We start from the raw sequence: 12,470 nt of genomic DNA on the forward strand, positions 1-12,470 counted from the left end.
AAAGCTAATACAGCTTCACTTTATAGCGATAGCGACCCCTAAAATACTCCCGCATTTTGATCACTTCCCTCGATTGATCGGAAATCCAGAAGGTTGCAAAAGCGCCCTGTTGCCCATAATCTATTTTCAGCAGCCAGCAATTGATTTTAGTCATGCCGCTAATCGGCAACTCTTCCTTCCCGGTTACTGTCAGGCGGTAGTAATTTGAGGTTGGGGCCCCTGGCTCATAAAAAGCCAGCGCAAACTCCTGACCTATTTTCTTAAACGGCAGGAGCGGCAGAATTTCCAGGTCCATCGGGAACTCAAAAGCTGGCGGATTCATGACAACGTTGAATGTGCTGTCTTTGGCCGTTCGTCGGTTGGCGGGAGGAATGGTGACGGTGTTCCCGGTAAAGACAAAGTTGCGGCTCCCACGCTTCGTAAAGGTAGCCTCATGCGTTAACGGTGCCAGCGACGACAGTAAACCCGTTGCCGTAACATGCGCGAGCAACGAATCTTTCTGAAACCATGTCCAGTCAAACTCATAGATTTTCTGGCCGGTAGCTGATTTGCCGAATCGAATGGTCCGGTCCCAGATGTCGGCGGAGGTTAATCGTTTGCCGGTACTATCTTCAAAAAACACTGCGTAGGAGCGTTTGGCTTCTTTAAAAGCCGCCCTATTCAGTTTCAGACTAGCGGTGTTGATGGTATCGATCTGAGCCTCGGCCGTTAGGAAAAAACCACAAGACAGAAGGGTTAGTATAAGAAGTTGTTTCATTGATCAAGGAGTATGATAGAGCAAATCGGTCGCAAGTTATAGACCGCATGACCTCATAGCAGGGCAAATTCGTCTATCGTACTACTTCGCTGATATTGGAAGGTATTTCACGGATGAGTGGCTTACCGGTTGGCTTTTATTCGCTACTTCACAGCTCTCCAAACGGGAGTAATCGAAAGACATTTAGGAAAAAGGCCTAATTCTATGAATTTCAGCGTTTTTATCGCTTAATTCGCTTAACTCTCTTTTTTATCGTATTCATCTGCTGAAACTTAACCTACTGCATGACCGAACTTGGTGTATTAGGCCACGCACTGAACGCCTTTGCTGAAATAGATGAAGAGTCCTTTGCCCTCTCTATTCCCTACTGGCAAAAAAGAACATACCAGAAAGGCGAATTTTATAATGAATACAAAAACGTTTGCAAGCACCTCGGCTTTATTCTCAATGGCATTTTCAGAGCCTATTGCATAAACGATAAAACCGGCGAAGAAAAGAACGTTTTCTTTTTTTCGACAAACCAGGTTGTCGTTTCGTACAAGAGTTTTATTAATCAGACGCCCTGCAATTATTATACGGAATCCATGGTCGATTCCACGATTCTATACATTCATATCAATCACCTGCTTGAGCTATATCAGCGCTCACACCAGTGGGAGCGATTTGGCCGATTAGTTGCCGAACGGGCTTTCAATATCGCCATGACCCGAACAGAGGATTTTCTTTTTCAAACACCTGAACAACGGTATCTGGATCTTATCGAACAGCATCCTGATATTTTCCAGGCCATTCCGCTCTATCATATATCATCGTACCTTGGCATTCAGGGGCCTTCGTTAAGCCGTATTAGGAAAAGATTATCGGTTCGGTAACCGATTTTAACCTGGGTTAATATTCTTGTCAGCACACTTGTTGACTTTTGTCCCGTTCAATGAGCAGATAAACAGTGCTCTAGTGCAGCAGTATCGTAAGTTTCTCTTTTTATAAACCATTTACCCCCTTGAATCATGGAAACCAGTAAAACCAAGACCATTGTATTTGTAACCGGAGCCTTTGTCACGCATCATGGCTGGAAGGATTGGCAAACCTATTTTGAAAGCAAAGGGTATACAACCCTTGCACCGCCGTGGCCGTATAAAGATGGTACGGCTGCCGAGTTGCGGGCCAGGCAGCCGAACGACACCGATCTGGCGGCTTTAACCCTGTCTCATCTGGTCGATCATTATGCGGACATTGTTAAAGCGCTTCCCGAAAAACCAATCATCATCGGCCATTCGCTGGGTGGATTGATTACCCAGATTCTAATCAATCGGGATTTGGGCGTTGCAGGGGTCGCGATTCACTCGGTTCCGCCACAGGGTGTTATTCCCTATGAGTTTTCGTTTCTGAAAGCGGGCTGGAAGGCGCTTGGGTTATTTACATCCCTTGATGAAACGTACTTAATGTCTTTTGAAGATTGGCAGTATGCATTTGTCAACGAGATGTCTCTGGAAGATCAGGAGAAAGCCTATGAAGAAAATACGATTCCCGAATCAAAAACGGTGGCCAGAGGAGGCCTGACCAGTGCCGCTCATGTGGATTTTGAGAAACAACATCCCCCCCTGCTCCTAACGTCGGGCAGTATCGATAACATCATACCGCCCCACCTGAATAAACGGAATTTCAAGGCTTACGAACAGAATGGTTCGGTACTGGAATACAAAGAGTTTGAAGGACGCAATCACTTTGTAGTTGGACAACCTACCTGGAAAGAGGATGCCGATTATATTCTGGAGTGGTTGGCTAAAAATGCGTAAATAAATAGCGTTGAATTCAAGACAAAGGCACAAAGGGGCGGAGTATTATCTCTGTTCTCTTTGTGCCTCTGTCTTGAATTCAACAACATTAGAATGTTTTATTGGCCGATCAACCTATACTTTATAGACGATACCGCGCTAATATTAACAGTCAATTCAATTCTTTCTAAACTTTCGCTTAACAGATAAAAACTGCGAATGCCATGAACAGATTGCAACAGCGAAACCATAGTCTCATCTTAACAAGATTTTGCGTACAGGTTGTTTTTGTCTGCTCTTTCATGGTAACACAGGCATTTGCCCAGTCGTTTCCAGCGAATTTCACCCAGGTGGCTGTTGCTACGGGTCTAAACGCTCCAACGATTGCGGCTTTTTCACCCGATGGGCGAATTTTTGTCGCCCAGCAGAGCGGTCAACTGCGGGTCGTTAAAAACGGGAGTCTGATGCCAACACCTTTCGTACAACTTACGGTTGATGCCAATGGTGAGCGGGGCTTGTTAGGTATTGCCTTTGACCCTGATTTTACTACTAATCAACACGTATATCTGTACTATACGGTTCCAACCAGCGGTACGGTTACCGTTCATAACCGGATCAGTCGTTTCACTGCCAGTGGTGATGTAGCGCTGTCTGGCAGTGAATTGATACTTCTGGAGCTGGATGCGCTCAGTGGCGCAACAAACCATAATGGGGGATCGATGGTTTTTGGCGCTGACGGAAAATTGTACATTGGCGTTGGTGAAAATGCCAATCCAGGTAACTCCCAGTATCTGGATAATTATTTAGGAAAAGTTTTACGAATCAACAAGGACGGAAGCGTACCTACCGGAAATCCGTTTACAACCGGCTCGGAAGCCAGAAAACGAATCTGGGCGTATGGGCTGCGTAATCCCTACACGTTGGCTGTTCAACCCGTAACGGGTCGTTTTTTCGTCAATGATGTTGGGCAGGAAACCTGGGAAGAAATCAACGATGCCAGTATGGGAGGGCTGAATTTTGGGTGGCCTACAGCAGAGGGGACTAGTAGTAATCCGGCTTTTACTAATCCTGTTTTTATGTATCCCCATGCTGCCACCGGAAACGAAAATGGCTGTGCCATAACGGGGGGCGTTTTTTATAACCCACCCGAAGCAACTTATCCCGCTTCCTATGTCGGTCGGTACTTTTATCAGGACTTTTGCAATAACTGGATAAACATGCTGGACTTATCAGGTCCTGCACCGGTCCGGTTAACGTTAGCCGCTGGTCTTCCTGGGTTCTCGGTAGGTCTAACAGCAGGGATTGACGGCAATTTATATTACCTGAGCCGGGGAACTGGAACATTGTATGAAATTATTTACACCGCTAACAACATCTGCCAGAGCCTGAAAGACGGCAACTGGCACGACACTTCGGTCTGGTCATGTGGCAGAATCCCAACGTCTGCCGACAAAACAACTGTGCGTCACGCCGTTACGGTTTCTATGAACCAAACTGGTCAGACTCTGCGCGTAAGTTACCAGGTTGGCGGGCGGGTTTTGTTTGCGGGTGGTGCCCAGTTACGTCTCGGAGAATGAATGTACAATTATGCTTGTTATCGTTGCTTTTTTACATTCTGTGCTCTCGTATAACTAAGCCGATGAAACCTTCGAATCTGCACCGGAGTTAACAAGTCAGTTTGTTTAACTCAACTCATTCATGGCAGATAGTATAAAAACCGCCCTGATCACAGGCGGCTCCAAGGGAATCGGATATGGCATTGCCGAAGCACTGATTCAACAGAATATCAAGGTTGCAATTACCAGTCGATCGGAAGAAAGTGCCCTTTCGGCTGCGGATTCACTCAATCAACTTAAACCCGGTAGCGCAATTGGGATTGCTGCCGACGTGCGCGATTTTGCTTCTCAGAAGAAGGCCGTTGAGGCTATTCTGGCAGAATGGAATCAACTCGATTACGTTATCGCCAATGCTGGCGTCGGACATTTCGCGCCCATTCAGGACTTAACGCCCGAGCAATGGCAGGAAACGATCGACATTAATCTGACTGGCGTGTTTTATACAGCCAAAGCAACGATCGATGCGTTGAAAAAAACAGAAGGTTACTTTATTACTATTTCGAGTCTGGCCGGAACAAATTTCTTCGAGAAAGGGGCCGCCTATAATGCCAGTAAGTTCGGTTTAGTCGGATTTTCGCAGGCCATCATGCTAGACCTGCGTAGCGAAGGTATCAAAGTAACAACCATAATGCCAGGTTCGGTGGCTACCTATTTCGATAATCACCAGCCTAGCGAAAAAGATGCCTGGAAAATCCAGCCCGAAGATATTGGTCAACTTGTCGTTGATCTGATCCGGATGCCCGCCCGTACTTTGCCCAGCAAGATTGAGGTCAGACCGAGTCGACCTGGGGGTAAATAAATGCCATCTAATGAAGATCAGGTAACAGGTAGAGGCAAGGCAAACGCCATACGTTCCCGTTACCTGATCACTACTCATTGTAGGAGTTGCAGGGCTTCTTCGTTGCCCTGTTGTATTGCCAGATCGAGTGCAGTCAGCCCCCGGATGTCCCGAATTGATGCATCCGCTCCGTAGTCGATTAACAGCTTCACCAATTGATTCCGACCAAACAACGTAGCAAACATCAATGCAGTACCTCCATTCCCGTTTTGGCTGTTGAGGTCGGCACCGTTTTCAATCAACATCCGGGCAATTTCAGCGTATCCTTTAAACGATACACCCATCAAGGCCGTATTTCCACTAACATCCTGAACATTCACATCGGCACCTGCCTCCAGCAATGTTCTGGTAGCCTCAATGTGCCCATCATAGGCAGCTACAATTAATGGTGTAAAGCCTTTGCCGTCCTGCAAATTCACATCGATCTGATCATCGATCAATTGCTTTATGTAGGCGACATCGCCCTTGCGGGCAGCGTCAAAAAAGAGATCTTCGGGTCGGGCTGAATAAAAAGTCATCCTGATAGAGCGTTGAGTTGTTGAACCATGCTGCGTGCTGAAAACATAACCAGCTATAGGGGCTATTGTGTTTTAAACGACTCGGTGAACAAGCGACTTTTAGCAATAAAATGGGGCAAAGAGGTATTCTAAAGCAAGCCTAATTCGCTTACCTTTAGAAAATTATCTAAAAAACAATCATTAAGCAAACTATCCATTTTGTACTGATTCAAATGACAGGCCTATGCCCTACTTTTTCCGCTTAAGCAAGATTCTCTATGTTCTTGTGCAATTGATTTTGACCCAATCGAGCCAGGCACAGGACCTCACGAACAAAACGGATAAAATTGCATTCCAGTTAACGGAAACGGGACTTATTACCGAGGGCGTTGCCTATGACGCCAGCACAGGAACGTTTTACGTGGGAAGTGTCCATAAGCGTAAAATTATTAGCTACAATCAGCAGGCAGGAGAAAAACCATTTTCCTTTCCCACTGATAGTCTGGGGGGCATTTTCGGTATGAAAGTAGACGGTATCCAAGGAGTTCTTTGGGCTTGCAGTTCAACGTTACCGCAGGCAATTGGGAGTACGGCGTCAACTGATGGGCAGTCATCACTTGTCGCATATGATTTGAAAACCAAACGGCTTTTGCACACTTATATCGTCCCTTCGGATGGAAAACCGCATCTGCTAGGCGACCTGACCATAACTAAAAACGGAACCGTTTACAGCACAGATAGCCGAACGCCTTCGCTTTATCGACTGGTTGCCGGAGAACAAACGGTAACACGCTTTTTAACGGATAGTCTGTTTTACTCCCTGCAGGGATTAGCCCTGTCAGAGGATGAACAAACGCTGTACGTTGCCGATTATCGGCGAGGGCCGCTGGCGATCAATCTGGCAACCAAACAGGTAAGGAAACTTATCTGGCCAGCCGGAGCCGATCTGAGCGGTATAGATGGTCTGTATTATTACAAAAACAGCCTTATAGCGATTCAGAATCGGTCGAAACCCTATAAAGTTATTCGACTCTACCTATCCCAAACAGCTAACGTCATTGATCGGGTAGACACGTTGATTGCAGGTCATCCGCTCATGACTGAACCAACTTTAGGAGTCGTGGCTGGATCACAGTTTTATTTCATTGCCAACAGTCAGTGGGATGCATTCGATAATGCGGGTAAGCCAGTCCCGAATTATCCGGCACAAAAACCAACCCTACTCGTTCTGGCACTGGATTGATTTAGTCAGGATAATCATCTGGTTTCCAGTCACCAATTTACCGCAGCGTTTCAGCTACTGTACCAAAAACCTGTACGGTACCTACTTCTACAAATCCAGCCCGTTTATAGATTCCCAGCCCATCGGTCGATGCCTGCAAAACTACTTGCCGGGCTGATTGACGGTGGGCTTCCCCAAGCAGGTAATCAAACATATGCGATCCAAATCCATGACCGCGCCAGTCGGGCCGGGTAGCAATGTCATAGATACCCGCTGATTCATCATCTAGAAACAGCGTTCCAGTTGTCACAATCTTCCCCTCATACACACCCAGATAAAAATGCATGGGCTGCGTTGGCACATGTACACGACTGATGAGTTGGTAATATTGCCGAATCTGGTCGGCTTCCGGCGAATCGCCGAAGAGTTCGGCAATCACGTCCGCAAACTGGTCATACTCCTCCGGTGATTGTAGTGACCGAATAAGCAACTGACTGTTTTTAAGCGGCTTAATTGGGCGGGCATCTAAATTTAGCCACATCGCCACGTTGGTTTCATCACGAACCAGATCATAATGATGAAGTAACGTTGCCAGTTCAGGATTGAATAGTTCATCCCAACACCATAATGCCAGTGGAAATCGTTTCCGGCTAAACTCGCTTACCCTGTTTTCAAAAAGATCAGCTAATGACGTAAGCTTTGTAGTTTTAGGAATAATGACATTGAACGTATCACTAGGCAATCCGCAATCAACCACCGTATATGCCTCTATATCATCAACATGCATACCTGGAAGCAATCGGGCAAAATAGGTCGCTTTGGCGATGAAATTCCTACGAACGATCGCATTAATTGACTGATCCATACAATTTAGCAGGCTGATATTCCAGGCTTTTCACAGGGCTCAGACGCGTGCCACGGTCATTGATGCTTTTGCTAACAACCGTGGCACGCGTCTGAGCCCTGTGAAAAGCCCAAATTTTGAGAAGAAAATCTATGCAAGCATTACGATATTTCCTGAATTGTTGGAATTTGCGGCTGAACAGGTATAAATTCTGCATGAGCAGCATCGATAGTGCACAGTATCTACTCGCTCAATCGGGCTTTTAGGTAAGCTACTCAAAAGTACCGGCAAGTATTTATACTCATATTTCTGATTGATTCCATGACCAGACTCGCTAAACGATCTACGGCCACCCTGCTTAGTGCACTGATTACGTCAACACTGGTTGTTGGACAGGCCACTCCTCCTAAAGCGAATGATTCGACAACACCCCTTCATCTGCTCCAGCCCGACTACCCGGTTCCATACGGGCAGCCTCGCGTTGACGACGTAACGAAAGTTATAAACCGTGTTTATGAGTATCTGGAGGCCAATACACCAACCCAACTAATTGACCGTCAGAGCGGTCAGGAGATAACCAATCTGACAACCTTCAATCCCAATGCGGTCATCAAACCGGGCGACTTTCGGTTGACCAGTTACGAATGGGGCGTTACGTATGCAGGTATGTTACTGGCGAGCGAAGCTACCGGTGATTCCCGTTATGCCGAGTACACCAACAAGCGGCTGGCATTTCTAGCTAGCCTGATTCCGTATTTTCGCGATCAGGTGAAGGCCGATCCAAAAGCCAATACCTCTCTGCGGCCCATGCTGGCTCCACACGCGCTCGATGATGCAGGGGCTATGTGTGCGGCCATGATCAAAGCGGCTCGTGCCGGTGGCGTCAAAACTGATCTTCGGCCCCAGATCAATACCTATATCGACTACATTACCAAAAAGGAATTTCGGCTGCCCGATGGAACGCTGGCCCGCAATCGTCCGCAACCAAATACGCTCTGGCTAGATGACCTGTTCATGAGCGTTCCGGCTCTGGCGCAGATGGGCAAACTCACTGGCGAACGGGCCTACTATGATGAGGCCGTTAAACAGGTAGTCCAATTCTCCAAACGGATGTTTAACAAGGAGAAAGGGCTGTATATGCACGGCTGGGTCGAAGGAATGACCGTACACCCCGAGTTTCACTGGGCGAGAGCGAATGGTTGGGGAATCATGACGGCCGTTGAATTGCTGGACGTTCTACCAGAAAATCATCCGGGTCGCGCTGCCATGCTTGAGTTATTACGTGCTCATGCCCGTGGATTGGCGGCCTGCCAGTCGGGTTCGGGCTTCTGGCATCAGTTGCTGGATCGTAACGACTCCTATTTAGAAACATCGGCCACAGCGATTTACGTTTATTCCATTGCCAGAGCCATCAACCGGGGCTGGCTCGATCCACTGGCGTACGCGCCGATGGCGTTGCTTGGCTGGAACGCCGTTGCTACCAAGGTTACCGACAAAGGGCAGGTCGATGGCACCTGTGTAGGAACCGGTATGGGATTCGATCCGGCGTTTTATTATCACCGGCCCATTAATCTGTACGCTGCACATGGCTACGGGCCTGTATTGCTCGCTGGCGCTGAAGTGATAAATCTGATCAAAAAGAAAACTTTCGAGATTAACGACAGTTCGCTACAGCTAACCCAAAAAAAGTAATCAGGCTAATTAGTATCCAAAAAAAGACCAATTCCCCGTTTATCCAACCACAATTAACCAGTTTAACTGCGTAACTTGCTACTTATACTTTTCATTTATCAACATGAAGAAGATCACCGTTTACCTGTCGGCTATGTTGGCCCTGACCCTGGTAAACTCTGCGCATTCGCAAACTAAATTAGTTGAGAAAGTAACCCGGCAGGGCAAAGAACTCATCATTCCCTACGAAAAATACGTACTTCCGAATGGCCTGACGCTCGTGGTTCATGAAGATCACTCCGACCCGGTTGTTCACGTCGATGTCACGTACCACGTTGGTTCTGCCCGCGAAGAAATCGGCAAATCCGGCTTTGCTCACTTTTTTGAGCACATGATGTTCCAGGGCTCCGACCACGTTGCCGATGATGAACATTTCAAAATCGTAACTGAATCGGGAGGAACGCTCAACGGTTCTACCAACCGCGACCGGACCAACTACTACGAAACCCTGCCGAGCAATCAGCTTGAGCGTGCACTCTGGCTCGAAGCCGACCGGATGGGCTTTTTGCTGGATGCCGTAACCCAGAAAAAATTCGAAATTCAACGGGCTACGGTTAAGAACGAGCGTGGGCAGAATTACGATAACCGTCCCTACGGTCTGGCGGGCGAAACGGTAGCCAAAAACCTGTTTCCTTACGGCCACCCCTATTCATGGCTGACTATCGGCTACATTGAAGACCTGAACCGGGTGAATGTCAATGACCTGAAAAACTTCTTTCTGCGGTGGTATGGGCCGAATAACGCCGTGCTGACCGTTGGTGGGGACGTCACGGCCAAACAGGTCGTAACATTGGCCGAAAAGTATTTCGGTTCTATTCCACGAGGCCCGGAAGTGACTAAAACGCAGGTGCCTACACCCGTTCTCGACAAGGATCGTTATGTATCCTATGAAGACAACATTCGGTTCCCAATGCTTCAGGTTGTGTTTCCAACGGTACCAAACTACCATCCCGATGAAGCCCCGCTTGATGCACTGGCCGAAATTCTGGGGGGTGGAAAAAACTCATTGTTTTACAAAAACTTCGTAAAAGCCCAGCTTGCCGTTCAGGCCAACGCATCGCATCCGGCAACAGAGCTGGCTGGTCAGTTTACTATGACGGTATTGCCGTTTCCTGACAAGCGCCTTGACAGCACCGAAGCTCTTGTTCGCCGTACGCTGAGTGAGTTTGAAAAACGGGGCGTTACGGATGATGATATTGCCCAGTTTACGGCAACTCGCGAGGCTCAACTTATTGATGGGTTGTCGAGTGTGTCCGGAAAAGTGTCGCAACTGGCTGCATTTCAGACTTATCTGGGTAATCCGAATTATCTGCCACAGGAGCTGAAACGATACAAGTCAGTTACAAAGGCGGATGTGATGCGGGTTTATAACCAGTATATTAAAGGAAAAAACGCTGTTTTATTGACCGTTTATCCAAAAGGGAAACCCGAAATCGTAGCAAAGCCAGACAATTATACAGTCTCGACGGCCAATTACAAAGCACCCGATTATGGCTATAATGGCCTGACGTATACGAAGCCAACCGATAGCTTCGACCGGAAATCCAAACCAGGCCCAGGGCCGAATCCGACACTGAAAGTCCCCCCGTTCTGGACCGATAAGCTGCCCAATGGCTTAAAAATGATCGGTACCCGGAATGATGAAATTCCAGCGGTAACACTGCTGTTTTCGATCAAGGGCGGTCATCTCTTATCAGCCAATGATCCGGCCAAAGCGGGAATCGCCCAGTTGACCGCTGCGCTGATGAACGAAGCAACGCAGAATTACTCGAACGAACAGCTCAATACAAAACTGGAGAAATTAGGCAGTAGCGTCGATATTCGGGCGAGTACCGAAGAAATTAACGTTTCGGTTGAATCGCTGACCAAAAATCTGGATTCGACACTGGCATTGGTTGAAGAAAAGCTCCTGCGGCCCAAGTTTGCGCCCGACGATTTCGAACGGCTTAAGAAGCAGCAGCTGGAGCTGATTGCCAATCAGGGAACACAGCCGGTGGTCATTGCCAACAAAGCGTATAACAAACTCATCTACGGTACCGACAACATCCGGTCGATTCCCGTGAGTGGTACGGCGAAAACCGTTGAAGCCATCACACTCGATGATGTGAAGGCGTTTTATGCCAAATACTTTTCGCCCACAGTAACGAATCTGGTCATTGTTGGCGATGTTGAACAGGCTGCGGTGCTTCCAAAGTTGGCTTTCCTCAACAAATGGACCCCAAAACCCGTAAAAGTTCCAACGGCATCTGTTGCCCGGAAGATCGACAAGACCCGCATTTACCTGATCGACAAGGAAAAAGCCGCTCAATCAGAAATCCGGATCGGTTATCTGACCGATATGCCCTATGACGCAACGGGCGATTATTACCGGAGCGGCTTGACAAATTACATGCTTGGTGGTGCATTTAACAGCCGGATCAATATGAATCTGCGCGAAGACAAAGGCTACACCTATGGAGCGCGTTCAGGCTTTTCGAGTACCCACACACCAGGTCCGTTTACGGCACAGGCGGGTGTCAAAGCAGCCGCAACAGATAGCTCTGTCGTTGAGTTTATCAAAGAAATTACCAATTATGGCAAGGCAGGCATTACCGATCAGGAACTGGCTTTTGTGAAAAGCTCCCTTGGTCAGGTCGATGCGCTTCGGTACGAAACATCGCTCCAGAAGGCGTTTTTCCTCGGCCGGGTTATTGACTATGATCTGCCCCGCAATTTCACGGAACAGCAGAACGACATCCTCCGCAACATAACAAAAGCCCAGATCGATGCCATTGCTAAAAAGCGGTTGCCAGTCAATAACATGGTCATTACGGTAGTAGGCAACAAAGAATTAATAAAACCCGGTCTCGAACGCCTGGGCTACGAACTGATCGAGTTAGACAAAGAAGGGAATCCTGTGGCTACAGCAGCAGTAGTAGCGCCACCCGCCCGCGCCGGATCATCGAAACCGTAACGGGTTGTTTCAGCACACGTCCACAGTAAAAGCCGCGCCCAATCTATTTGAGCGCGGCTTTTACATTTGAACAGGTGACGACGGGAAAGTATTCTTGCAGTGCCACATTTTCAGGATACAAAAGGGTATTTCAGGGCGTCGAAGGACTACTTTACCATAGTGTTTCATCCTGGCTATGCTGCCTGCAAACGCGCAATGACGCGAAAACATCAGGCGATGGCTACTCTGAAAGAGCAA

The 12,470-nt window shown here is 47.8% G+C and carries 10 protein-coding genes; 7 read left to right on the top strand and 3 right to left on the bottom strand.

Annotation, left to right across the window (positions count from 1 at the left end; translation table 11 throughout):
• Window positions 1-4 precede the first annotated feature (4 nt).
• Window positions 5-757, bottom strand: a complete 753-nt coding sequence (locus G8759_RS21225) for a hypothetical protein (RefSeq protein WP_167212065.1) — start codon at window positions 755-757, stop codon at window positions 5-7.
• Window positions 758-1,041: 284 nt separating this feature from the next.
• Between G8759_RS21225 and G8759_RS21230 the strand changes: the two genes are divergently transcribed.
• The 4 genes from G8759_RS21230 to G8759_RS21245 all read left to right on the top strand — a co-directional run bounded on the left by G8759_RS21230 (window position 1,042) and on the right by G8759_RS21245 (window position 4,947).
• Window positions 1,042-1,629 (top strand): Crp/Fnr family transcriptional regulator, encoded by a 588-nt coding sequence (locus tag G8759_RS21230; protein ID WP_167212068.1) that lies wholly within the window; start codon window positions 1,042-1,044, stop codon window positions 1,627-1,629.
• Window positions 1,630-1,764: 135 nt separating this feature from the next.
• On the top strand, window positions 1,765-2,553 hold the full coding sequence (locus tag G8759_RS21235; RefSeq protein ID WP_167212071.1) for an alpha/beta hydrolase: 789 nt from the start codon (window positions 1,765-1,767) through the stop codon (window positions 2,551-2,553).
• Window positions 2,554-2,834: 281 nt separating this feature from the next.
• The gene (locus tag G8759_RS21240; protein ID WP_167212074.1) at window positions 2,835-4,109 is read left to right on the top strand and encodes a PQQ-dependent sugar dehydrogenase; all 1,275 of its coding nucleotides are present in this window, start codon (window positions 2,835-2,837) and stop codon (window positions 4,107-4,109) included.
• Window positions 4,110-4,230: 121 nt separating this feature from the next.
• The gene (locus G8759_RS21245) at window positions 4,231-4,947 is read left to right on the top strand and encodes an SDR family oxidoreductase (RefSeq protein ID WP_167212077.1); all 717 of its coding nucleotides are present in this window, start codon (window positions 4,231-4,233) and stop codon (window positions 4,945-4,947) included.
• Window positions 4,948-5,021: 74 nt separating this feature from the next.
• On the opposite strand, the gene G8759_RS21250 is transcribed toward G8759_RS21245, so the two are convergent.
• Window positions 5,022-5,504: an ankyrin repeat domain-containing protein gene (locus G8759_RS21250; RefSeq protein WP_167212080.1), complete on the bottom strand. Its 483-nt coding sequence runs from the start codon at window positions 5,502-5,504 to the stop codon at window positions 5,022-5,024.
• Between the two features lie 223 nt (window positions 5,505-5,727).
• Here G8759_RS21250 and G8759_RS21255 point away from each other — a divergent pair, with 223 nt between their 5' ends.
• On the top strand, window positions 5,728-6,726 hold the full coding sequence (locus G8759_RS21255) for an SMP-30/gluconolactonase/LRE family protein (protein ID WP_167212083.1): 999 nt from the start codon (window positions 5,728-5,730) through the stop codon (window positions 6,724-6,726).
• Between the two features lie 37 nt (window positions 6,727-6,763).
• Here G8759_RS21255 and G8759_RS21260 read toward each other — a convergent pair whose 3' ends face one another.
• On the bottom strand, window positions 6,764-7,570 hold the full coding sequence (locus G8759_RS21260; RefSeq protein WP_167212086.1) for a GNAT family N-acetyltransferase: 807 nt from the start codon (window positions 7,568-7,570) through the stop codon (window positions 6,764-6,766).
• Between the two features lie 300 nt (window positions 7,571-7,870).
• Between G8759_RS21260 and G8759_RS21265 the strand changes: the two genes are divergently transcribed.
• Together G8759_RS21265 and G8759_RS21270 are read left to right on the top strand one after the other, a co-directional pair.
• Window positions 7,871-9,241 carry a glycoside hydrolase family 88/105 protein gene (locus tag G8759_RS21265; protein WP_167212089.1) on the top strand — a complete coding sequence of 457 codons (1,371 nt, stop codon included), beginning with the start codon at window positions 7,871-7,873 and terminating at the stop codon, window positions 9,239-9,241.
• A gap of 103 nt (window positions 9,242-9,344) precedes the next feature.
• Window positions 9,345-12,233, top strand: coding sequence for a M16 family metallopeptidase (locus tag G8759_RS21270; RefSeq protein ID WP_167212092.1), 2,889 nt, complete (start codon window positions 9,345-9,347; stop codon window positions 12,231-12,233).
• The last annotated feature ends 237 nt before the right edge of the window (window positions 12,234-12,470 follow it).

Origin of the sequence: Spirosoma aureum, assembly GCF_011604685.1 — a bacterium.
Lineage (GTDB): Bacteria > Bacteroidota > Bacteroidia > Cytophagales > Spirosomataceae > Spirosoma > Spirosoma aureum.

Excerpts from the sequence above, each read along its gene's own strand:
- G8759_RS21260 (WP_167212086.1), bottom strand. The coding sequence starts at position 7,570 with ATGGATCAGTCAATTAATGCGATCGTTCGTAGGAATTTCATCGCCAAA.
- G8759_RS21230 (WP_167212068.1), top strand. The coding sequence starts at position 1,042 with ATGACCGAACTTGGTGTATTAGGCCACGCACTGAACGCCTTTGCTGAA.
- G8759_RS21245 (WP_167212077.1), top strand. The coding sequence starts at position 4,231 with ATGGCAGATAGTATAAAAACCGCCCTGATCACAGGCGGCTCCAAGGGA.
- G8759_RS21255 (WP_167212083.1), top strand. The coding sequence starts at position 5,728 with ATGCCCTACTTTTTCCGCTTAAGCAAGATTCTCTATGTTCTTGTGCAA.
- G8759_RS21250 (WP_167212080.1), bottom strand. The coding sequence starts at position 5,504 with ATGACTTTTTATTCAGCCCGACCCGAAGATCTCTTTTTTGACGCTGCC.
- G8759_RS21270 (WP_167212092.1), top strand. The coding sequence starts at position 9,345 with ATGAAGAAGATCACCGTTTACCTGTCGGCTATGTTGGCCCTGACCCTG.
- G8759_RS21225 (WP_167212065.1), bottom strand. The coding sequence starts at position 757 with ATGAAACAACTTCTTATACTAACCCTTCTGTCTTGTGGTTTTTTCCTA.
- G8759_RS21235 (WP_167212071.1), top strand. The coding sequence starts at position 1,765 with ATGGAAACCAGTAAAACCAAGACCATTGTATTTGTAACCGGAGCCTTT.
- G8759_RS21265 (WP_167212089.1), top strand. The coding sequence starts at position 7,871 with ATGACCAGACTCGCTAAACGATCTACGGCCACCCTGCTTAGTGCACTG.
- G8759_RS21240 (WP_167212074.1), top strand. The coding sequence starts at position 2,835 with ATGGTAACACAGGCATTTGCCCAGTCGTTTCCAGCGAATTTCACCCAG.